Source organism: Glycomyces sp. MUSA5-2 (genome assembly GCF_037034145.1).
GTDB classification, from domain to species: domain Bacteria; phylum Actinomycetota; class Actinomycetes; order Mycobacteriales; family Micromonosporaceae; genus Glycomyces; species Glycomyces artemisiae.
Genome location: NZ_JBAGKG010000001.1, coordinates 201126 through 223516, shown reverse-complemented (window position 1 = coordinate 223516; position 22391 = coordinate 201126). Strand labels below are relative to the sequence as shown.

Sequence of the window (22391 nt, the reverse complement as noted above, 5' to 3'; positions counted from 1 at the left end):
GAGGTCGCCTTCGGTGGGTACCATGTTGCCCCCGAACGCCATCCCACCCCCCGGCAGGTGACCGCACCATGTCCGTCAAGAGGCTCATCGCGGACGCGAAACGCTCCGGCCGCACCCGGCTCGACCTCTCCCGCAGGAACCTCACCGCAGTCCCCGAAGCCGTTCGGGGCCTGACGAACCTCACCGAACTCGACCTCTCCGTCAACGGCCTGACCCGCCTCCCCGACTGGATCGGGGAGCTCACCGCGCTCACCAGCCTCAACCTGTACGGCAACCGCCTCGCCGCCCTCCCCGAGTCCGTCGGCGGGCTCGACCGGCTCGCGTGGCTCAACGCCGGCGACAACCAGCTCACCGCGCTCCCCGCGTCCATCGGGCGCCTCGCCGCCCTCACCCGGCTCGATCTCGACCTCAACCGGATCACCGCGCTCCCGGGCTCCATCGGCCGCCTCACGCGCCTCGCACGGCTCGACCTGTTCCGCAACCGCCTCACCGACCTCCCCGTCGCCCTCGAACGGCTCCAGGCCCTCACATGGCTCGACGCGGGCGACAACCGGTTCGGGACCCTCCCCGCGCCCATCACCGCGCTCACCGGCCTCACCTGGCTCGAACTGTCCCGCATCGGCCTCACCGAACTGCCCGACGCGATCGGCCGCCTCGTCAACCTCATCCACCTGGGCCTGGGCGACAACCGGCTCACCACCCTGCCCCGCTCGATCGCCTCGCTCACCGCCCTCGACCGCCTCAACCTCAACGGCAACCAGTTCAAGGAGCTGCCCGAGCACATCGGCGCCCTCACCGAGCTCAGCCGCCTCGACGTCGAGGGCAACGGCCTGCGCGCCCTGCCCCGCTCCCTGTTCCGCCTCGACAAGCTCGCCGTGCTCCACCTCGACGGGAACCTCCTGCCCGCCGAGCAGCGCGGCGCCGCCGAGACCGGCCTGCCCGAACTGCGCAAGCTCATCGAGCGCACCGACGTCGAAGGCGCCGACTTCCGCGAGTCGAAGCTCGTCCTCGTCGGCGAAGGCGAGGTCGGCAAGAGCTCCCTCCTCGCCGCCATGCGCGGCGAGCCCTTCGACCCCGACCGCGGCTCCACCCACGGCATCGAGGTGAAGACCCTCGAACTCGCCGGGCCCGGCGCCGACCCCGCCGACGCGATCTCCTTGAACGCCTGGGACTTCGGCGGCCAGAAGGCCTACCGCCCCACGCACCAGCTGTTCTTCACCGCGCCCGCCGTCTACGTCGTCGTGTGGAAGGCCCGCCAAGGCCCCATGCAGGGCTTCGTCGACTACTGGATCGACCTGATCCGCCGCCGCACCAGCGACGCGAACGTGAAGATCCACATCGTCGCCACCCACGTCGACGCCGAGGGCCAGCACCCCAAGATCGACCAGGCCGGCATCAGGGAGCGCCACGGCGACCTCGTCGGCGGCTTCCACTTCATCGACTCCGCCACCGGCACCGGCATCCCCGCGCTCAAAGCGGCCCTGTGGGAGTCCGCCGCCGCGATGCCCCAGATCGAGCGCGAGGTCCCCGCCAGCTGGAGGAACCTGCGCCGCAACCTCATCGAAAGCGGCGAGTCCTACCTCGAATACGACGCCTACGAGCGGCGCGCCGACGCGTTCGGCCTCGACGCCGACGCCGCCCGCGCCCTCGCCCGCATCGCCACCCAGCTCGGCTACTGGATCCATTACCCCGAGATCCCCGGCCTCGACGACATCGTGGTCCTCAAGGGCGACTGGCTCTCCACCGCCGTCAGCCTCGTCCTCGACGACCCCGCCACCGCGGCCGCCAACGGCCTCGTCGCGCACCCGCGCCTCGGCGACCTGTGGGACGACCCCGCCCGCGGCCGCCGCTACCGCTACGACCCGAAGTTCCACCCGGCCCTGGTGCAGCTCATGGAGAAGTACGACATCTCCTACCGCATCGCCCGCGAACCGGGCCGCCCCGAGTCGAGCCTCATCGCGCAGCTCCTCGACGAGGCCCCGCCCCCGCTCGACGACGTGTGGCACGCGTTCGGCCCGCGCCTCGCCCGCGACGCGCAGCTGTGCGAGTTCCTCGACGCCAACGGCGCCAAGGCCGTCCCCGAGGGCCTCATGCACCAGCTCATCGTGCGCTGGCACCGCCGCTCCCTCGGCCGCGAGCGCTTCGAGGACTCCGTCCACTGGCACAGCGGCTTCGTCATCGAACCGGACCCGTTCTCGCGGGCCCTGGTCCGCCTTGAGGGCCAGCGCCTGCGCATCGAAGTGAAGGCCGTCTACCCCGAGCAGTTCCTCCACGAGTTCGTGCGGGACCTGGAGGCGTACGCGGGCGAGCTGTGGCCCGGCCTGCGGCTCAAGCGCCTCGTGCCGTGCGCGGGCGTGTGCATCGACCCCGAGGACTCGGAAGCGGGCCTGTTCGGCATGGAGCGGCTGCTGTCGCGGCGCCGCCTCGGCAAGAAGACCGCGGAGTGCCGCCGCTGCTGGCAGGACGTGCCGATCGACGCGCTCCTGCACCGCCGACCCGCCGACGACGAGCCTGACGAGGCCCCCGGCGCGCCGCAGGGGCTCGACGCGATCGAGCAGTGGACGCGGACCCAGGAAGAGCTGCGGAAGATCATCGGCCTGCTCTCCGACGAGGCGGTCCAGGGGCCGCGGTTCTACACGGTCGAGTTGCGGGACAAGGGGTCCTGGGCGAAGCGGCTGACGCACGTCGGCATCCGGGTGGTCCTGTGGTGCGAGCACTCGCAGCTGCCGCTGTACGTCCTCGACGGCGACCCGTCGAGCGGCGTGTTCGACATCGACGTGCCGCGCGAGTGGCTGCTGAAGTCGGCGCCGCTGATCCGCCGCACCCTGAAGGTCCTGTGGTCGACGGTGCTGCCGGGCGGGTCGGTGGCGCTGGACCTGCTCATGCCGTCGTTCGACCCGGCCGCGATCGAGAACCACCTGGAGCTCGCGGAGGAGTCGTTCAAGGTGATCGCCGAGGTCGGGGAGGACGCGCTGGCGGCCGAGCAGCCGTGGGCCGCGGGTTCGGGGAGCGCCCGTTCGGGCGCGGAGCTGCGGCGCCTGCACGCGTTCCTCAACAAGGCCGACCCGGGCTACGGGGGCCTCGAACGGGTCCAGGACCGGGGGCGGTTCCTGTGGGTGCACCGGCGGTTCGCGGGGGAGTACGAGCCGGGCGTGCCGACCTTCGACGCCACATGACGAAGGGGCGGGCGCTCAGCGCCCGCCCCTGCTTCAACGTCGTTCAGTCCCAGGGCATCCCGTTGCGCCAGTAGCCCATGAACGCGCCGGACTCCTTCGGCAGGCCCAGCTCCTTGCGGATGGTGAAGCGGAGGGTCTTGACGACGCCGGTCTCGGCGGCGATCCAGACGTACGCGCCCGCGGTGACGGGTTCCTGGGGGGCGTCCCAGATCATCTCTTCGCCGGTCTCCTCGAACTCGCCGCGGGCGCCGAAGTCCATGGCGCGGGCGGCGTCGGTGACGGCGGGGACGAGCTTGTCGCCCCAGACGGCGCCTTCGCGGGGCAGCCAGTGGACCTCGACCTCTTCGGGGGCGTCGAGTTCGAGGACGTCGGCGGCGGTGGGTATTTCGATGAAGACCTTGCCGCGGGCGGTGACCGGGAGGTCCTCCAGGATCGCGGCGATGGCGGGGGCGGCGGTCTCGTCGCCTGCAATAAGGAGGTCCGCACCGTCGGGGGCGTGGAAGTCGACGCCGCCGTGGGGGCCGTCGTAGCGGGCGTCGGGGCCGAGGAGCAGGAGCTCGTCGCCGACCTGGACGGTCTGGAGCCAGCGCAGGGCCGGGCCGCAGTGCTCGTTCGCGCCGGCCTCGTGGACGACCATGTCGACGTCGACTTCGCCGAGTTCGGGGCGGACGGCGCGCACGGTGTAGGTGCGCACTCCGCACTGCTCCTGCTCGGGGAGGGCGCGCAGTTCGGAGTACCAGCGCTCGGAGCGGGGCATCTTGTCGAAGCCGCATGCGGGGGCGGGGAAGATGAGCTTGAACCGCTGGTCGTTCCCGTTGTCCGCGAAGTGGGCAAGGGACTCGCCGGCGAACGTCACCCGAAGGAAGGAGGGGCTGAGGCGCCGCAGCGCCCGTACTTCCCCGGGGAAGATGTCGAACGCCCGGACGGTCTGCTCCGGTGCCGCTTCGGCCTGTGTCTGCGTCGCCACGCGCTGCCCCTCCTTGAGGTTTAGGATTGCCTAACCTTATCCGAAGGCGCGGCGTGCCGCCACCGTCAGGTGGCCCGCCCGTGCCATGATCGGTGCATGCGCGGCTCCGAAGATCCGGCCGGGCCCGGTCCCTGGCGACTGGTCCACGTGGTGCGCCGCGGCCTGCCCAACAAGAGATTGAGGTACACGGTCCTCGGCCTGCTGGCCCTGTTCCTGGCCTCACTGCTCGTGCTGTGGACCGTGCCGTGGTTCCAGGTGCAGCGCATCGAGGTCGAGGGCACCTCGGTGCTCGACCCGGCGGAGGTCCAGGCGCTCGGCCAAGGGGCCCTTGGCGATCCGCTGCTCGGCGCCGACCTGGACTCGCTCGCGTCGGCGGTCGCGGGGCTCGCGCCGGTGAAGTCGGTGGACGTCACCCGGTCGTGGCCGGACGCGCTGCGCGTGGACGTCACGGAACGCGAGCCGTATATGGCCGTTCCGTCGGGCGACGAGACTTTTCTCATGGTCGATTCCGAAGGTGTGGCATTCGACGAGACCGATTCGCCTTCCGGTTCTGTATGGATAGTCGAACTCGACGATCCGTCACCGGACGACCTCGCCACGGTGGAGACCCTGAAGGTCCTCGAATCGCTCCCCGCGAGCCTGGCCGACGAGGTCGAACACGTCGAATCGCCGTCCCCCGCGGGGGTGACGCTGTTCCTCGAAGGTGGACGGACGCTCACGTGGGGCGACGGTTCCGAGGGGGAGCAGAAGGCCGAGGTCGCCGATCGATTGCTCGCGGTCGGGTACGAACATGTCGATGTCAGCGCACCAGATGCCCCCACTGTGAGTTAGCGTTAAGGGGGAGCGGGTGTGCGTGCGTGCTTGGGCGCATCCCGTTTGTCGCACCCAGGGCCGCGCGAAGGGGAAGGAAGGCAGCCGCGATGACACCACCGCACAACTACCTCGCCGTCATCAAAGTCGTTGGAGTCGGAGGCGGCGGCGTCAATGCTGTCAACCGGATGATCGAGGCGGGCCTCAAGGGCGTCGAGTTCATCGCCATCAACACCGACGCCCAGGCGCTCCTGATGAGCGACGCCGACGTCAAGCTCGACGTCGGCCGCGAGCTGACCCGCGGCCTCGGCGCGGGCGCGAATCCCGAAGTGGGCGCGAAGGCCTGCGAGGACCACCGCGACGAGATCGAGGAAGTCCTCAAGGGAGCCGACATGGTCTTCGTGACCTGCGGCGAGGGCGGCGGCACCGGAACCGGTGGCGCACCGGTCATCGCGAACATCGCCCGCAAGCTCGGCGCGCTCACGATCGGCGTGGTCACCCGGCCGTTCGCCTTCGAGGGCAAGCGCCGCCAGACCCAGGCGGTCTCGGGGATAGAGGATCTGCGGAACGAGTGCGACACGCTGATCGTCATCCCGAACGACCGCCTGCTCCACCTCGGCGACCGCTCCATCTCCATGATGGACGCCTTCCGCCTCGCCGACCAGGTGCTGCTCTCCGGTGTCCAGGGCATCACCGACCTCATCACCACGCCCGGCCTCATCAACCTCGACTTCGCCGACGTCAAGAGCGTCATGTCCGGCGCCGGGTCGGCGCTCATGGGCATCGGCTCGGCGCGCGGCGAGAACCGCGCGGTCGAGGCGGCGCGCGCGGCGATCGAGTCGCCGCTGCTGGAGCAGTCCATGGAGGGCGCGCGCGGCGTGCTCCTGTCGATCGCGGGCGGCTCGGACCTCGGCCTGTTCGAGATCAACGACGCGGCCGAGCTCGTCTCGGACTGCGCGCACACCGACGCGAACATCATCTTCGGCGCCGTCATCGACGACGCCCTGGGCGAAGAGGCGCGCGTGACCGTGATCGCCGCGGGCTTCGACACCGACGACTCGGAGTTCGAACTGGCGCAGCCGCCGCGGATCTCGGCCCTGCCCGAGCAGAAGCCCGAGCCGGTCCGCGAGGCCCGGCCCGAGCCCGAGCGCGAGTCCGGCGCGGGCAAGGTCCTGTTCGACGACGTCGACGTCCCCTCCTTCCTCAAAGAGGGCTTCTAGCGGCGGCGCTCCGTCGAGTCCCTGAAGCGACTCGGCGGACCGCCGCCCGCCGCCCCGCACGCACCACCCACGAGGTCCGCCTTGAGCACTGAAGCCCGCCGAGTCCAGTTGCAGGACAGCCTGAACCGGACGCGCGAGGCCATCGCCGACGCCTGCGAGCGCGCGGGCCGCCCCCGCGACGCGGTCCGGCTCGTGGTCGTCACCAAGACCTTTCCCGCGCTCGACGCCGCCACGCTCGTGGAGCTGGGCCAGGCCGACCTGGGGGAGAACCGCGACCAGGAGGCCGCGCCGAAGGCCGCCGAGCTCGCCCGCCGCGGCCTGGAACCGGTGTGGCACTTCGTGGGGCAGCTCCAGCGAAACAAGGCCCGCTCGGTCGCCGCGTACGCCGACTGGGTGCATTCGGTCGACCGCGCGAGCCTCGCCGACGCCCTCGACAAGGCCGCCGCGGCGCACGGCCGCCGCCTCAGCGCACTCGTCCAGGTGAGCCTCGACGGGGACACCGCCCGCGGCGGCGTCGCCGCCGCGGACGTCGAGCCGCTCGCCGCGCACCTCGCCTCGCTCGACTCGATCGACCTCAAGGGAGTCATGGCCGTCGCCCCCATCGGCTGGGACCCCGCGAAAGCCTTTGCGCTGCTGGCGGAGTCCTCCGCGGCCGTGCGCCGCGTCGACCCGGCCGCGACCGAGGTCTCGGCGGGCATGAGCGGCGACTTCCGCGAGGCCGTCGCGGGCGGGGCCACAATGGTCAGACTGGGGAGAAACGTCCTCGGCGAACGTGAACCGATGGCGTAAGGTATACGGCAGTAAAGGGATCTTTGCCGCGGCCGTTCATTCACGTCCGCGGAAAAACACATCCGTGTAAGGAGTCGGCGCTAGGATGAGTCCGCGTACCTGACTCAACAGGGGCGGCCCGAGGAGGGAGCAGGATCGATGGGCGCGATGCGGAAGGCAGGCATCTGGCTCGGCCTCATCGAGGACGAGGAGGAGCGCGGCTACAACGGCTATGAGCAGAACGACGAGTTCGCCGAGGAGCCGGCCCCGGCCGCGGCGACCCGCGCGCGGGGGTCCCAGCGGACCACCGGCCGCGTCGGCCGCCCCGCCGAGGAGCGCCGCATCGAGGAGCGCCGTCTCGACGACCGCAGCCCCGTCCGCCAGCTCAACCGCGGCTCCGGCTCGGTCACCCCGCTGACGCGCGACAACCTCGCGCTCGCCGAGCCCTCCACGATCCGGCCCGTGCCGGCCGAGGAGGAGTCGCCCGCGAACTACCGGATCACCACGCTCCACCCGACGACGTACAACGAGGCGCGCACCATCGGCGAGCGCTACCGCGACGGCACGCCGGTCATCATGAACCTCTCGGAGATGGAGGAGGCCGACGCCAAGCGCCTGGTCGACTTCGCCGCCGGGTTGATCTTCGGCACCCGCGGCTCGTTCGAGCGGGTGACGAACCGTGTGTTCCTCCTCTCGCCGCCTCACGTTCAGGTGACGGCGGAGGACAAGGCGAAGATCGCCGAGGGCGGGTTCTTCAACCAGTCGTGACCGGGCGGATAGACTCCGTACCGTGAACCTGGCACTCCAGCTCGTCTACTTGGCGCTCTTCGCGTTCTACCTGTTCCTACTGGCTCGCCTGGTGTGCAGCGTGGTGGTCCAGTTCTCCCGCCGCTGGGAGCCCGGCCCCCGGGCCGCGGCCCTGCTGGAGACGGTCTACAGCGTGACCGACCCTCCCCTGAAGGGGTTGAGGAAGGTGATACCCCCTCTCAGGCTTGGTACTGTATCGATTGATCTGGCGTTCCTGGCGCTGCTCCTGATCGTGTGGATCCTGATGGACTTCGTGATCGCGGGATTCATCTCCTAGCAGTTCCGGGCGGGGGTGCACGGCACGGTTATCGTGTCGGGTGGCCTTGTGCGCCAGGCGAACAGCTGAGAAGGAGTTTCGAATGCCGCTGACCCCAGCCGACGTTCACAACGTCACGTTCAAGAAACCCATGCTCGGAAAGCGCGGATACGACGAGGACGAGGTCGACGGTTTCCTCGACGAGGTCGAGCGCGAACTCGCTCGCCTCAGCGATGAGAACGGCGAGCTTCGCGCCCAGCTCGACAGCCTCCGCGCCGGTGCTCCCCCCGGAGCCGCCGACCACGCCGAGATGGCCGCCGCACTCGACCGGGTGCAGCGGGAGAAGCACGCCATGGAGCAGCAGCTCCAGGAGCTCGACGGCGAGCTGCACGAGATGCACCAGCAGATGGTCGCCGCGCAGCAGCAGGCCCAGCAGCTCCAGCAGGAACTGGCCCAGCGCGGCCCCCAGCAGGAGGCGTCCGCCCCCGCCGGGGCCGGCGGCGAGCAGGAGGCCCTGCGCCTTCTCATGGTCGCCCAGCGCACCGCCGACGAGCACCTGGAGGACTCCCGCCGGGAGGCCGACACGCTCCTGAGCGAGGCCCAGCGCGAGTCGCAGACGATGGTCGCCGAGGCGCAGCGCGAGGCGCAGACGATGGTCGACCAGGCCAAGCGCGAGTCCACCACCATGGTCGCCCAGGCCCAGCGCGAGTCGAAGACCATGGTCACCGAGGCCCAGCGCGACGCCGACACGATGGTCACCGAGGCCCGCACGCAGGCCGAGGACCTCGTGGGCCAGGCCCGCGACCGGGCCGAGCGCATGGAGATGGAAGCCGAGGAGGAGCGCCAGAAGGTCATCGGCCAGCTGGAGGAGTCCCGCACGTCCCTGCTCCACAACATCGAGGAGCTCAAGACCTTCGAGCGCGAGTACCGCACCCGCCTCAAGCTCTACCTCGAAAGCCAGCTGCGCGACCTGAACGGCCAGCAGGGCCGCACCCAGGAGGAGGCCTTCGAGGAGGCCCAGCGCGAGACCGGCGGGAACGAGCGCACCGGCGCCCGCTCCGCGTTCGTCATGCAGGGCGGCCGCGGCTGACCCCACTCCCGCCTCCCCGGGAGCCGCGCGTGCCGAGGCAGGGTCGCTGCGCGACATTGGCACGCCTGCGGGCATAACCTGAACGGGGATCGCCTCGTTATCCATGGGTGAGCGGGTGAGGGCGCCGGTGTCCCGAGTACGGGACGCCCGGGCCGCCCTCACCGCCGCCACCACCATGCGTTAGCGATCCGCGGTCCCCTCGGGGCCCGCGGTAGGACCGCGCGAGGGCTCCGCCGCCCCGCGCAGGGGAGGACACGACGTGATCGTCAGCAGCCTGCTGATCCTCGTCATAGCCGCGGTCTTGCTGGTCACTGGCATGATCACCGGGAACGACCAGTTGCTGGTCTCGTCGATCACCGCGAGCCTCGCCGCGGGGATCGCGCTCTACGTCGGCATCCGCGGGAGGGGCGCCAAGCGCCCGCGCATCGCCTCCCAGCGGACCGCCCGGCCCGCCGCCGACGACGACACGCAGCAGTTCCGGCGCATCGGCGCCGACGACAGCCCCACCACGGAGCTGCCGCTCATCGAAGGCAAGGTCTTCGAGTCCACCGACTACGCCGTCGACCGCGACCCGGAGCTGCGCTTCGAGGAGCCGCCGCGGCAGGCGACCAGCCACCGGGCCCCCGAGTCCCTCGCGGACGAGCCCACCGAGCAGCGCATGTCCAGCATCGAGGCCGCGGGCCTCATGCGCCTGGACACCGAGGTCGCCGTGATCGACGGGCGGCCCCGCTTCCACCACTCCTCGTGCGCGCACCTCACCGGCCGCGACCACGAGCCGCTCCCCGTCTCCGAGGCCCTCGAACTCGGGTTCACGCCGTGCGCGATGTGCGAGCCCGCCTCGCGCCTCCTCATGGTCCCTGTCGCGGGGCGCTGAACGCTGACGCACAGTCCGGGGTCAAGTTCTCGAAGTAATTGACCTAGTTGCAGGTCTTGCGTATCCTGTGTGCTTAATTGCGCGGCAGGCTCCCGCCTCGGCGGGGCCTGGCGCGCATTGTCCTCGTTTCGGCGAGGTCGTCAGGAGTACGCGAACTCGGGAGCCGCGATGCCGAACGCCCGACGCAGGGCACTGCCGAGGCCCCGGCGTGTCCCGACGACACCGGAACCCGAGCCGACATACCCCTCCAGAGGCGCGTCATGAGTCCAGCCAAGAAGACCCAGAAGCAGGCCGCGAAGCAGACGGTCGCCAAGAGCGCCAAGAAGAGCGCGGTGAAGAAGGCGCCCGTGAAGAAGGCGGCCGCCAAGAAGGCGCCGGTGAAGCAGGCGGCGGTGAAGAAGACCGCCGCCGCGGGCCGTGCGACGCCCGCGAAGAAGACCGTCAAGAAATCGGTCAAGAAGGCCCCGGCGAAGCCCGCGGCCAAGGCCGCCGCGCCTCCCCCGGCGGCACCCGAGGCCGACCACGCGCCGCGCACCGAGAGCGAGCAGGCGGAGCTGCGCGCCGCGCTCAAGGAGCGGCTCGACGAGCTCGTCGCCGAGCAGCGCCGCTACTCCGACTCCATCGCCGTCGCCCAGCGCGAGCGCCTGAGCGACACCGCCGGGGACGACCAGATCGACTCCGGCTCCAAGACCGTCGAGCACGAGCACGAAGTGGCCGTGGCCGGTTCGCTCTCCGAGCGCATCCGCCAGGTCAGCCACGCCCTCGAACGCATCGACGAGGGCGGCTACGGCTTCTGTGAGAAGTGCGGCAAGCCCATCCCGGCGGCGCGTCTGGCCGCCTTCCCGTCCGCTACCCTCTGCGTCAGTTGCAAACAGCTTGAGGAGCGACGCTGAGCGAGGACACCCAGCCCGGGGCCGACGACGGCCCCGGCCCCGACGACACCACCCCCGACCACGCCGTTGCAGACCCTGAGCCCCAGGCGCCCGCCCGGCGCCGGCGGCCCGGCCTGACCCTGGCCGCGCTGCTCATCGCCGCGGTCGCCGTCGGCCTTGACCAGTGGACGAAGTACCTGGCCGAGGCCAACCTCGACCCGCAGGAACCCGTGCGCATCCTCGGCGGCCTGGTCTACCTGAGCCTCACCTGGAACTCCGGGGCCGCGTTCAGCCTCGGCACCGGCTACACGTGGATCTTCACGATCGTCGCCTCGGCGGTCGTCGTGTTCCTCGTCTTCCTGTCCCGGAAGATCGTGTACCCGGGCTGGGCGATCGCGATCGGCCTGGTCCTCGGCGGCGCCGCAGGGAACCTCGTCGACCGGTACTTCCGCGAGCCCGGGTTCGCGCACGGCCACGTCGTCGACTTCATCAGCGTCTTCAAGCCCTTCGCCGAGGCGTTCCCCATCTTCAACCTCGCCGACTCGGCGCTGTGCTGCGGCGTCGTCCTCATCGTGCTCCTCGAACTCACCGGCCACGGCTTCTCGCCCGAGGCCCGCAAGAAGCCCGCCCCCGACGGCGCGAAGGCGGACGCATGAGCGCCGACGGGCGCCAGACCCGGTCGCTGCCGGTCCCCGAGGGCTTCGAGGGCCAGCGGATCGACCAGGTCGTGTCCCGGCTCCTGGGGCTCTCGCGCACCGTCGCCGCCGAGCTCGTCACCGCCGGGGACGTCACCCTCGACGGCTCGCCGTGCGCCACCAAGTCCGAGCGCGTCTCCGCGGGCGCCTGGCTGGAGGTCGTCCTCCCGCCGCCGCCCGAGGACGTGCGCGCCCGCGTCGAAGAGCCCGTCGCCGGGCTCGACGTGGTCTTCGACGACGAGGACATCGTCGTCGTCGCCAAGCCCGTCGGCGTCGCCGCCCACCCCAGCCCCGGCTGGACCGGCCCCACCGTCACCGGCGGCCTCGCCGCCGCCGGGTACCGGCTCTCCTCCTACGGCGCCGACGAGCGCCAGGGCATCGTCCACCGCCTCGACGTGGGCACCTCCGGGCTCATGGTCGTCGCCAAGAGCGAGCGCGCCTACTCGGAACTCAAGCGCGCCTTCAAGGAGCGCCGCGTCTCCAAGCGCTACCGGGCCGTCGCCCAGGGCCACCCCGACCCGCTGTCGGGCACCATCGACGCGCCCATCGGGCGCCACCCGCGCCACGACTACAAGTGGGCCGTGGTCGCCGACGGCAAGCCCAGCGTCACCCACTACGACACGATCGAGGTCTTCCCCGGCGCGTCCCTCATGGACCTCGGCCTGGAGACCGGCCGCACCCACCAGATCCGCGTCCACTTCTCCGCGCTCGGCCACCCGCTCGCGGGCGACCTCACCTACGGCGCCGACCCCGTCCTCGCCGAGCGGCTCGGCCTGACCAGGCAGTGGCTCCACGCCTACCGCCTGGAGTTCGTCCACCCCGGAACCGGCCGCGCGGTCACCTTCACGAGTGATTACCCGGACGACCTGGAGACGGCGCTGGCGCGGTTGCGAGCGGACCAATAGGAAGCCACTAGACTGGTTCCAGGCGCCCGCCGCATCGCCGGGGCGGACGTAACGCACGCCTCACCCCCGGGCCGGAACGGCCCGCGATTCGCAACGGGCCTTGAGGAATCGTTGTGTTCTAATAGTCGCGGGTGGTAACGGCGCCCGGTCGGGGCGACGCGGGACCGCGAGCCGCCCTGCCCGCGGACCGGTCCACCGCAACGGTCGAGAGGAGGTCGCACGTGAACACGCCCGAGGCTTGGAGCAACGACCGCAGCAACGACGGCTCACGCTGGCAGAAACTGCTCGGTCGCGGCCGCGGCGGTCGCGCCGGCGGCGCCCAGCAGACCCCCACGCCCCCGCCCCGCGAGTCCTACCCGCCCTCGCCGCCCGTCGGCCCGCCGCCGGGCCAGGCGCACTACTCGGTGCCGACCGCGGGCCGCCGCCCGCCGGTGGCGACGCAGACCCCGCCGAGTGCCGCGCAGATGACCCAGCCGATCCGCCCCCAGCAGGGCCTGCCGCCGCAGCCGCGCCAGCCGCAGCCCGCGGCCGAGCCCAGCCCGGTCGCGCTCCAGCGGCTCCGCCGCGACCTCGGCCGCAGCCGCGTCATCGCGTTCATCAACCCTAAGGGCGGCGTCCACAAGACCACCGCCACGGTCCTGTCCGCCGCGGCCATGGGCACCGCCCGCGGCGGCGGCGTGATCGCCTGGGACGACAACGAACTGCGCGGGACCCTGGGCCTGCGCGCCGGGTCCGCCCGGCACGGGCGCACCATCCGCCACCTCGTGGAGCACCTCGACCAGGTCGAGGCCGCGGGCGTGCACCTGCCCGAGCACCTCGACGAGTTCCTGCGCCACTCCTCCGACGGCTCGTTCGACGTGCTCGCCGGGGACGAGGACCCGAAGCTCCAGCGCCGCCTCGACCCGACCACGGTCCTGCGCGTGCTCGACATCCTCACGCGCACCCACAACATCGTGTGCATCGACACCGGCAACAACGTCGAGTCCCCGAACTGGCGCACCGTCGTCTCCTCGGTGGACCGGCTCGTGGTCACCACGGTGCCCCGCGAGGACGCCGCGTTCTCCGCGGACTGGATGCTCGACCACCTCGAAGAGGGCGGCTACGGCAACCTCGTCAAGAACGCGGTGACGCTCCTGTCGATGCCCACCCCGAACCCGGGCCCGCTCCTGCACGACCTCCAGCGGCACTTCTCGCAGCGGACCCGCGCGTGCGCGGTCGTCCCCTACGACCCGTCCCTGGAACCGGGAGCGAAGATCGAGTTCTCGGCCCTGCGGCCGGAGACCCGCGCCGCCTGGTTCGAAGCGGCGGCGACGATCGTGGACGGTCTGTAACCGCTGCGTCCACCGAACACGCCACCGCCCCCCGAGCCCGCTGTGGCAGGATTCCAGGCGTGACCGACGAAGCGACCCCGGCATCCCCCAGCACCGATCCGCACGTCTACGGCGGCCCGCCCGCACGGTCGCCGCGCACGGTCGGCCGGGACCTGCTCGCCGCGGGCGTCCTCGCCGTGGTCCTCACCGCGCTCGGCTTCCCCGCCGCGATGCTCTGGCAGATCGTCACCCCGCGCGTCGAGTTCGTCGTCGTGGACGGCGGCTGGCTCCCCACCGAGACCTACCCGGACGGGTACATCGAAGGCGACCTCATGTTCGCCGGGATCGGCCTGGTCCTCGGGATCGTCGCCGCGATCGTCGCGTGGTCGGCGATGCGCGAGCGCCGCGGCCCGCTCCTGCTCCTGGGCCTGGTCATCGGCTCGATCGCCTGCCAGGTCGTGGCCTGGAAGATCGGGGCGAACGAGTGGCAGCAGTTCTGGGACGCCGTGGAGCGCGCCCCCGTCGGCGTCCACATGTTCCGGCCCCCGTCGGTCCTGTTCGTCGAGCTCGACCCGGCCGCCGCGTGGGACGCGCTGAAGGTCGGGCATCTCACAACCGCGCTCGACTCGCTCCAGCTCGGGGCGCTCGCCGTGATGGCCCTCGCCGCGACCTTCACTTACACGGTCTGCGCAGGTTGGTCACGCCGTCCCAGCCTTCGTACGGACGCTCCCGAATAGCGGTATGCCCTTTGACCTGGAATTGCGGGTGACTACGCTTGGAGCGTGCTCAGACGCATCGACCTTTCAGGAGAAATCGCCGGCTACCCGGTCCGCGCCCTGCGCGGGCTGATGCCGCGCGCCGAGCTCGACGTGAACGCGGCCCTGGCGCAGATCCAGCCGCTCCTCGACGACATCGCCCACCGCGGGACCGCCGCCGTGGTCGAGATCGTCGAGCGCTTCGACGGCGTGCATCTTGAGCACCTGCGCGTCCCCGAAGCCGCGATCAAGGCCGCCGTCGCCGAGCTCGACCCCGGGCTGCGCCGCGCCTACGAGACCTCCATCGACCGGGTCCGCACCGCGCACCGGGCCCAGCGCCTCCCCGACGTCACCACCGAGGTCGCCCCGGGCGGCACGGTCACCGAGCGGTACCTGCCGGTCGGCCGCGTCGGCCTGTACGCGCCCGGCGGCCTCGCCGTCCTCGCCTCGTCGGTGATCATGAACGCCGTCCCCGCGCAGATCGCGGGCGTCGAGTCGATCGCGCTGGCCTCCCCGGCCCAGAAGACCAACGGCGGCCTGCCCGACCAGGGCATCCTCGCCGTCGCCGGGCTCCTCGGCATCGACGAGGTCTACGCCGTCGGCGGGCCCGCCGCGATCGGCATGTTCACGTACGGCACCGACGAGTGCGACCCGGTGGACATGATCACCGGGCCCGGGAACATCTACGTCACCGCCGCGAAGCGCGCCGTGCGCGGCCTCGTCGGCATCGACGCCGAGGCCGGGACCACCGAGATCGCGGTCATCGCCGACGGCGGGGCCGACCCGGTCCACGTCGCGGTCGACCTGATCAGCCAGGCCGAGCACGACCCGGCCGCCGCCTCGGTGCTCATCACCGACTCCGCGGCCCTCGCCGACGCCGTCGACGCCGAGCTGGAGCGCCGCGCGCCCGAGACCCGGCACGCCCAGCGGATCATGACCGCGCTCGCGGGGGAGCAGTCGGGGACGATCCTCGTCGCCGACATCGACGAGGCCGTCGCCGTCGCCGACGCGTACGCCGCCGAGCACCTGGAGATCCAGACCGCGAACGCCCGCGAGGTGGCCCTGCGCATCCGCAACGCCGGGGCGATCTTCGTCGGCCCGTACTCGCCGGTGTCCCTCGGCGACTACTGCGCCGGGTCGAACCACGTGCTGCCGACCGGCGGGTGCGCCCGCCACTCGGCCGGGCTCAGCGTGCACACGTTCCTGCGCGCGGTCCACCTCATCGACTACTCCCGCGAGGCCCTTGAGGTCGTCGCGGACGACGTGGTCGCCTTCGCGGTCTCCGAGGACCTCCCGTCGCACGGCGAGGCCGTGTCCGCCAGATTCGAGGCGAAATGACAGAGATCGAGAACCTGCTCCGCGCGGACCTGCGCGGGCAGTCGCCGTACGGCGCACCGCAGCTCGACGTCCCGGTTCAGTTGAACACCAACGAGAACGCCTTCGCCATCCCCGAAGAGGTCGCCGCCGTGGTGGCCGAGTTCATCGGCCGGGAGCTGCGCGGCCTCAACCGCTACCCCGACCGCGACGCGGTCGCGCTGCGCACCGACCTGGCCGCGTACCTCGGCCACGGGCTCACCGCCGACCACGTGTGGGCCGCCAACGGCTCCAACGAGATCCTCCAGCAGCTGCTCCAGGCGTTCGGCGGGCCGGGCCGCACCGTGCTCGGCTTCATGCCGTCGTACTCGATGCACCCGCTGCTCGCCCGCGGCACCGGCACGGCGTTCATCGACGGCGGCCGCGAGGACGACTACACGCTCAGCCCCGCGTACGTGCGCGCCGCGATCGAGGAGCACGACCCGGACCTGGTCTTCCTCGTCTCGCCGAACAACCCGACCGGGACCGCCCTCGACGCCGAGGTCATCGACGCCGCCTACGAGGCCGCGCGCGGCCTCGTCGTCATCGACGAGGCCTACGCCGAGTTCGCCCGCGACCCCGGCTCGACGGCCCTCGGCCGCCTCGCGGGCCGCAAGCGCCTCGTCGTCACCCGAACCCTCTCGAAGGCGTTCGCGTTCGCCGGGGCCCGCGTCGGCTACCTCGCCGCCGATCCCGAACTCGTCGAGAAGCTCCTCCTGGTGCGCCTGCCGTACCACCTGTCGAGCATCACGCAGGCCGCCGCCCGCGGCGCCCTCGCCTGCACCGCGCAGCTCCAGGCCGAGGTCGACGAGCTGAAGCACCAGCGCGACCGGATCGTGAAGAGCCTGCGCGCCAAGGGACTCCCCGTCGCCGACTCCGACGCGAACTTCGTGCTCGTCGGCGGTTTCAAGGACGCCGCCGCCGTGTGGCGCGCGATCCTCGACCAGGGCGTCCTCATCCGCGACGTCGGCCTCCCCGGCCGCCTCCGCATCACGGCCGGGACCGAGGAGGAGACCACCGCGCTCCTCGACGCGTTCGACGCCGCTTTGACCGACCGCCCCGAATTGTTCGAGGAGAGCAAGTAAGTGAGCCGCACCGCGCACATCGTCCGCACCACCGGTGAGACCAGCGTCGACGTCTACGTCGACCTCGACGGCACCGACAAGGTCGTCGACATCGCCACCGGCGTCGGCTTCTACGACCACATGCTCCACCAGCTCGGCAAGCACGGCGGCTTCGACCTCAAGATCGCCGTCAAGGGCGACCTCCACATCGACGCGCACCACACCATGGAGGACACCGCGATCGCGCTCGGCCAGGCGTTCGCCGGGGCCCTCGGCGACAAGGCCGGGGTCGTGCGCTTCGCCGACGCCTCCGTGCCGCTCGACGAGGTGCTCGCGCGCGCCGTCGTGGACCTCTCGGGCCGCCCGTACATGGTCCACGAGGAGCCAATGGACATCGCACCGATGATCAACACGGACTACCCGACGTCGATGACCCGCCACATCCTCGAATCCTTCGCGTACCACGCCCGGATCTGCCTGCACGTCACCGTGCTCCGCGCCGCCAACCCCGGCCAGAAGCCCGACGCGCACCACGTCATCGAGGCCCAGTTCAAGGCCCTCGCGCGGGCCCTGAAGTACGCGACCCGCATCGACGGCACCGACATCCCCTCCACCAAGGGGGTCCTGTGAGCTGGGCCGGGCCGATCCTCCTCATGGCGCTCGCCGGCATCCTCGTCGGCGGCGCGGTGAGCCTGCGCCGCAACGGGAAGCTCCCCGCCGCGGTCGTCACCGGGATCCTCGCCGCCGCCGCGTTCGGCGGCGGCCTGTACCTCGTCTACGGGTAAGGGGGACAAGGTGACCAAGCCGAAAGTGGTCCTCTTCGACTACGGCTCAGGCAATCTGCGCTCCGCGTTCCGTGCCTTGGAACGCGCCGGCGGCGACGTGACACTCACGAGCGACCTCGACGCGGCCCGCCGCGCGGACGGGCTCGTCGTCCCCGGCGTCGGAGCCTACGCGGCCTGCATGGAAGGCGTCCTCAAGAGCGGCGTCGACACCGTGATCCGCGAACGGGTCGCCGCCGAGGCGCCCGTGCTCGGGATCTGCGTCGGCGAGCAGGTGCTCTTCGCGGAGGGCATCGAGCACGGCGTGGAGACCGCCGGGGTCGGCGTCCTCGAAGGCCGCGTGGAGCTGCTCGACGCGCCGCGCATCCCGCACATGGGCTGGAACACGGTGCGCGCCGACGCCGGGATGCGCCTGTTCGCCGGGATCGGCACCGAGGAGCGCTTCTACTTCGTGCACTCCTACGCCGCCAAGGCGAAACCCGCGGGCTCGCTGGTCGCGGTGTGCGAGCACGGCGAGCCGTTCATCGCCGCGGTCGAGCGCGGCGCCCTCGCCGCCACCCAGTTCCACCCCGAGAAGTCCGGCGACGCCGGGTACGCGCTGCTGTCCAACTGGATCAAGGATCTGACATGACCGAACTTCAACTGCTCCCGGCCGTCGACGTCACCGGCGGCAAGGCCGTCCAGCTCGTCCAGGGCGTCGCGGGCTCGGGCAAGCAGTACGGCGACCCGCTGGAAGCGGCCCTCGAATGGCAGCGCCAGGGCGCCGAGTGGCTCCACCTCGTGGACCTCGACGCGGCCTTCGGGCGCGGCTCGAACCACGAGCTGCTCGCCCAGGTGGCCGCGAAGGTCGACATGCAGGTGGAGCTGTCCGGCGGCATCCGCGACGACGAGACCCTCAAGCGCGCCTTGGCCTCCGGGGTCCGCCGCGTCAACATCGGCACCGCCGCGCTCGAAGACCCCGAGTGGTGCGACCGCATCTGCGGCGAGTACGGCGACCGGGTCGCGATCGGCCTCGACGTCAAGGGCGGGCGCCTCGCCGCGCGCGGCTGGACCCGCGAGGGCGGCGAGCTGTTCGAGACCCTGGAGCGGCTGGAGCGCGCCGGGTGCGCGCGGTACGTGGTGACCGACGTGAACTCCGACGGGATGCTCTCGGGCCCGAACCTGGACCTGCTCCGCAGCGTCTGCGAGGCCACCGACAAGCCCGTGATCGCCTCCGGCGGGGTGTCCTCTCTGGACGACCTGCGGGCGCTGGCCGGGCTCGTGGACGCGGGCGTCGAGGGCGCGATCGTGGGAACGGCGCTGTACGAGCGTAACTTCACGGTCGCTGAAGCGTTGAACCTCCTGAAGGGTATGTAGCTCAAGGGGAGGCGCGCATGGCACTGGTCGAACGGGTTCCGGAGACCGGGCCGTGGGCGCAGCTCTACGGGTATTCGCGCGCCGTGGCCGTGGGCCCGCTCGTGGTCACGAGCGCGTGCACCGCCGACGTCGAGGCGCGGCCGCACCTGGAGGGCGATCCCGCCGGGCAGGCCCGCGAGGCGTTCAGGACCGCGCTCGACGCGATGGTCCACGCGGGCGCCGGGGTCTCCGACGTCGTGCGCTCCCGCCTCTACGTGACCGACCCGGCCCACGCCGACCCGGTGGGCCGGGTCCACGGCGAGTTCTTCGGCGTCGTCCTCCCCACGGCCACCGTCGTGATCGTGACGGGCCTGTTCCACCCCGGCCAGCTCGTGGCCGTCGAGCTGGAGGCGTTCCGCGCCTGGCGCGACATCGACTAGCCGTGAAGCGACTTCATGTTGCAGCGGGTGTCGGACCCTGCGCGTAGGGTTGAAAACAAGGGGACCCCCGGACGCCCGATTTGCGGAGACGCTCCCAGTTGATGTTGGATCATTTGGGGAGTTATGCCACCTGTCGGCTTAACGACCGTTCAGTAGTATTGGCCGTGAGTCCGACCGAAGGCTCGCCGTAGTCTCGCCAAAAGTGAGGTGTCACCGTGGACGCTGAAGAGATCGCCGAAGGCCGCGAGCGCTGGGCCAAGCGCTATGCCTCCGCCGCCAAACGCGACGCCGACTTCACGACCCTGTCGGGTCTCGAAGTCGAGCCCGTCTACGGACCGCCCGAAGGGGTCGACGACCCGCGGATGGGCCGCATCGGCTGGCCCGGCGAGTTCCCGTACACGCGCGGGCTCTACCCGACCGGCTACCGCGGCCGCCAGTGGACCATCCGGCAGTTCTCCGGCTTCGGCAACGCAGAGCAGACCAACGCCCGCTACAAGATGCTCCTCGGCGCGGGCGGCGGCGGCCTGTCCGTCGCGTTCGACATGCCCACGCTCATGGGCCGCGACTCCGACGAGCCCGCCTCCCTCGGGGAGGTCGGCCACTGCGGCGTCGCCATCGACTCCACCGCCGACATGGACCGCCTCTTCGACGGCATCGGCCTCGGCGGCGTCACCACCTCGATGACCATCTCCGGGCCCGCGGTCCCGATCTTCTGCATGTACCTCGCCGCGGCCGAGCGCCAGGGCGTCGACCTCTCGACCCTCGACGGGACGCTCCAGACCGACATCCACAAGGAGTACATCGCGCAGAAGGAGTGGCTGTTCCCGCCCGAGCCGCACCTGCGCCTCATCGGCGACCTCATGGCCTACTGCGCCGAGCACATCCCGCGCTACAAGCCGCTCTCGGTCTCCGGCTACCACATCCGCGAGGCCGGATCGACTGCGGCGCAAGAACTCGCGTTCACCCTCGCCGACGGGTTCTCCTATGTGGAACTCGGGCTATCGCGGGGCCTCGACGTGGACGTGTTCGCGCCGGGACTGTCGTTCTTCTTCGACGCGCACATCGACTTCTTCGAGGAGGTCGCGAAGTTCCGCGCGGCCCGCCGCATCTGGGCCAAGTGGCTGCGCGACGTCTACGGCGCCGAGACCGAACGCGCGCAATGGCTCCGGTTCCACACCCAGACCGCCGGGGTCTCGCTGACCGCGCAGCAGCCGTACAACAACGTGGTGCGCACCGCCGTCGAGGCGCTCGCGGCCGTCATGGGCGGCACGAACTCCTTGCACACCAACGCGCTCGACGAGACGCTCGCGCTCCCCACCGACCAGGCCGCGGAGATCGCGCTGCGCACCCAGGCGGTCCTGCGCGACGAGACCGGCGTGACGAACGTGGCCGACCCGCTCGGCGGCTCCTGGTACGTCGAGGCGCTCACCGACAAGATCGAGGCCGAGGCCGAGGACCTGTTCCTCCAGATCCTCGCCCTCGGCGGCGAGACCGGCGACAACGCGGCCGACGTGGCCCGCGAAGCGGCCGGGCGCCACGAGATCGGCCCGGTCACCTCCGGCATCCTCCGCGGCATCGAGGACGGGTGGTTCAATGCCCAGATCGCCGAATCGGCCTTCACGTACCAGCAGCAGCTCGAAGACGGCACGAAGCACATCGTGGGCGTCACCGAGCTGACGAACACCGTCACCGCCGACCTGGAGATCCTCCGCGTCTCCGGCGAGGTCGAGCAGGGCCAGAACGCGCTCCTCGCGGAGCGCCGCGCAGGCCGCGACAACGCCGCGGTCGAGCGGGCGCTCGCCGACATCGTCACGGCCGCAAGGGGGACCGCGAACCTCATCGAGCCGATCCTCCAGGCGGCCCGCGTGGAGGCCACGCTCGGGGAGATCTGCGGGGCACTGCGCGACGAATGGGGCGAATACCGGGAAAACGCTGCCATTTAACGCCTAACGCAATATTCATCCGGCGGCATTGATCTTGCGTGCGAAACGGTGTAACAATGGGGTGTCAAGTACCCATACGGGGCAACATGCTTCAAACCGATGTCCATTGGGGGCAGGAGGGCGATCGCATGGGAGACAACAACACCGAAAGCAAGCGGCGCGGCTCGGACGAGTACGGCCATCTGGCGCCGCTGTTCCGGGAGATGGCCGGCCTCGACGCGGACGACCCGCGGCGGGCCGAGGTCAGGGAGCGGCTCGTCACCGGGCACCTCCCGCTCGCGGAGCACATCGCCCAGCGGTTCTCGGGCAAGGGGATCGCGAAGGACGATCTGGTGCAGGTCGCGTCCGTGGGCCTGATCCACGCGGTCGACCGCTTCGACCCCTATCAGGGGTCGGACTTCCTTTCCTACGCGGTACCGACCGTGATGGGCGAGGTCAGAAGGCATTTCCGCGACACGAGCTGGCCCATGCGGGTCCCGCGGCGGCTCCAGGAGCTGCGGATCGCGGTGAACCGCGCGGGCGCGGAGCTGTCGCAGCGGCTGGGCCGGCCGCCGACCGACGCGGAACTGGCCGACCACCTCGGCATCACCGAGGCGGAGGTCCAGGAGGGCTACGAGGCCAGGCAGGCGTACCGGGCGGTCTCGCTCGACGAGGCGCCGTTCGCCGACGAGGACGCGCCGCGCATCGGCGACGCCATCGGCGGCGAGGACGCCGCGCTCGGCCTGGTCGAGGACCACGAGTCGCTGGTGCCGCTCATCCAGGAGCTCCCGGAGCGGGAGCAGAGGATCCTGGCGCTGCGGTACTTCGGCGACATGACGCAGACGCAGATCGCCGAGGAGGTGGGGATCTCGCAGATGCACGTCTCGCGGCTCCTGCACCGCACGCTCGGCGAGCTCCGCGAGGGCCTGGAGCAGACCACCGAGACCGAATAGCTCTGAGAGAACGGGGGCGGCGGAGCGATCCGCCGCC

At 71.3% G+C, this 22391-nt stretch carries 23 protein-coding genes; 22 read left to right on the top strand and 1 reads right to left on the bottom strand.

Annotated elements, in window-relative coordinates; genetic code table 11:
- Positions 1-68: 68 nt before the first annotated feature.
- Positions 69-3176, top strand: coding sequence for a COR domain-containing protein (locus WA640_RS01115; protein ID WP_335985695.1), 3108 nt, complete (start codon positions 69-71; stop codon positions 3174-3176).
- Between the two features lie 43 nt (positions 3177-3219).
- Here WA640_RS01115 and WA640_RS01110 read toward each other — a convergent pair whose 3' ends face one another.
- The gene (locus WA640_RS01110; RefSeq protein WP_335985694.1) at positions 3220-4143 is read right to left on the bottom strand and encodes a siderophore-interacting protein; all 924 of its coding nucleotides are present in this window, start codon (positions 4141-4143) and stop codon (positions 3220-3222) included.
- A 96-nt stretch (positions 4144-4239) separates the two neighbouring features.
- On the opposite strand from WA640_RS01110, the gene WA640_RS01105 reads away from it, so the two are divergent.
- From WA640_RS01105 to WA640_RS01005, 21 genes are all read left to right on the top strand, one after another.
- Positions 4240-4974: a cell division protein FtsQ/DivIB gene (locus WA640_RS01105; protein ID WP_335985693.1), complete on the top strand. Its 735-nt coding sequence runs from the start codon at positions 4240-4242 to the stop codon at positions 4972-4974.
- Between the two features lie 89 nt (positions 4975-5063).
- Entirely contained in the window at positions 5064-6173 is a 1110-nt protein-coding gene (gene ftsZ / locus WA640_RS01100; protein ID WP_106362236.1) for a cell division protein FtsZ, read from the top strand.
- Between the two features lie 81 nt (positions 6174-6254).
- The gene (locus WA640_RS01095; protein ID WP_106362237.1) at positions 6255-6962 is read left to right on the top strand and encodes a YggS family pyridoxal phosphate-dependent enzyme; all 708 of its coding nucleotides are present in this window, start codon (positions 6255-6257) and stop codon (positions 6960-6962) included.
- Positions 6963-7100: 138 nt separating this feature from the next.
- Positions 7101-7709, top strand: a complete 609-nt coding sequence (locus tag WA640_RS01090; protein WP_106362238.1) for a cell division protein SepF — start codon at positions 7101-7103, stop codon at positions 7707-7709.
- A 22-nt stretch (positions 7710-7731) separates the two neighbouring features.
- Positions 7732-8025 carry a YggT family protein gene (locus WA640_RS01085; protein WP_091043670.1) on the top strand — a complete coding sequence of 98 codons (294 nt, stop codon included), beginning with the start codon at positions 7732-7734 and terminating at the stop codon, positions 8023-8025.
- Positions 8026-8107: 82 nt separating this feature from the next.
- Entirely contained in the window at positions 8108-9094 is a 987-nt protein-coding gene (locus WA640_RS01080) for a DivIVA domain-containing protein (protein WP_106362239.1), read from the top strand.
- Between the two features lie 259 nt (positions 9095-9353).
- Complete coding sequence (locus WA640_RS01075; protein ID WP_106362240.1) at positions 9354-9968, top strand: hypothetical protein; 615 nt, start codon at positions 9354-9356, stop codon at positions 9966-9968.
- Positions 9969-10360: 392 nt separating this feature from the next.
- Positions 10361-10861, top strand: a complete 501-nt coding sequence (locus WA640_RS01070) for a TraR/DksA family transcriptional regulator (protein ID WP_442904673.1) — start codon at positions 10361-10363, stop codon at positions 10859-10861.
- A gap of 113 nt (positions 10862-10974) precedes the next feature.
- Positions 10975-11496, top strand: a complete 522-nt coding sequence (gene lspA / locus WA640_RS01065) for a signal peptidase II (protein WP_442904672.1) — start codon at positions 10975-10977, stop codon at positions 11494-11496.
- Positions 11493-12440 carry an RluA family pseudouridine synthase gene (locus WA640_RS01060; RefSeq protein WP_106362243.1) on the top strand — a complete coding sequence of 316 codons (948 nt, stop codon included), beginning with the start codon at positions 11493-11495 and terminating at the stop codon, positions 12438-12440. Before lspA ends, WA640_RS01060 begins: the two co-directional genes overlap by 4 nt.
- Positions 12441-12661: 221 nt before the next feature.
- Positions 12662-13771, top strand: coding sequence for a MinD/ParA family ATP-binding protein (locus WA640_RS01055; protein ID WP_335985689.1), 1110 nt, complete (start codon positions 12662-12664; stop codon positions 13769-13771).
- A 59-nt stretch (positions 13772-13830) separates the two neighbouring features.
- Positions 13831-14487: a DUF2567 domain-containing protein gene (locus tag WA640_RS01050; RefSeq protein ID WP_335985688.1), complete on the top strand. Its 657-nt coding sequence runs from the start codon at positions 13831-13833 to the stop codon at positions 14485-14487.
- A 45-nt stretch (positions 14488-14532) separates the two neighbouring features.
- Positions 14533-15843, top strand: coding sequence for a histidinol dehydrogenase (hisD, locus tag WA640_RS01045; protein ID WP_335985687.1), 1311 nt, complete (start codon positions 14533-14535; stop codon positions 15841-15843).
- Positions 15840-16943 carry a histidinol-phosphate transaminase gene (locus tag WA640_RS01040; protein ID WP_335985686.1) on the top strand — a complete coding sequence of 368 codons (1104 nt, stop codon included), beginning with the start codon at positions 15840-15842 and terminating at the stop codon, positions 16941-16943. The genes hisD and WA640_RS01040 overlap by 4 nt, the downstream gene beginning before the upstream one ends.
- Positions 16944-17552, top strand: a complete 609-nt coding sequence (gene hisB, locus WA640_RS01035; protein WP_106362247.1) for an imidazoleglycerol-phosphate dehydratase HisB — start codon at positions 16944-16946, stop codon at positions 17550-17552.
- A complete protein-coding gene (locus tag WA640_RS01030) occupies positions 17549-17707 on the top strand; it encodes a hypothetical protein (RefSeq protein ID WP_181245630.1) in 159 nt (52 codons plus the stop codon). The genes hisB and WA640_RS01030 overlap by 4 nt, the downstream gene beginning before the upstream one ends.
- A gap of 10 nt (positions 17708-17717) precedes the next feature.
- Positions 17718-18335, top strand: a complete 618-nt coding sequence (gene hisH, locus WA640_RS01025; RefSeq protein ID WP_335985684.1) for an imidazole glycerol phosphate synthase subunit HisH — start codon at positions 17718-17720, stop codon at positions 18333-18335.
- Complete coding sequence (gene priA, locus WA640_RS01020; RefSeq protein ID WP_106362249.1) at positions 18332-19060, top strand: bifunctional 1-(5-phosphoribosyl)-5-((5-phosphoribosylamino)methylideneamino)imidazole-4-carboxamide isomerase/phosphoribosylanthranilate isomerase PriA; 729 nt, start codon at positions 18332-18334, stop codon at positions 19058-19060. Before hisH ends, priA begins: the two co-directional genes overlap by 4 nt.
- 17 nt (positions 19061-19077) lie before the next feature.
- Positions 19078-19479, top strand: coding sequence for a Rid family hydrolase (locus WA640_RS01015; protein ID WP_106362250.1), 402 nt, complete (start codon positions 19078-19080; stop codon positions 19477-19479).
- 215 nt (positions 19480-19694) lie between these two features.
- On the top strand, positions 19695-21422 hold the full coding sequence (locus tag WA640_RS01010) for an acyl-CoA mutase large subunit family protein (protein WP_106362251.1): 1728 nt from the start codon (positions 19695-19697) through the stop codon (positions 21420-21422).
- Between the two features lie 128 nt (positions 21423-21550).
- Positions 21551-22354 (top strand): RNA polymerase sigma factor SigF, encoded by an 804-nt coding sequence (locus WA640_RS01005; protein WP_335985681.1) that lies wholly within the window; start codon positions 21551-21553, stop codon positions 22352-22354.
- Positions 22355-22391: the final 37 nt, after the last annotated feature.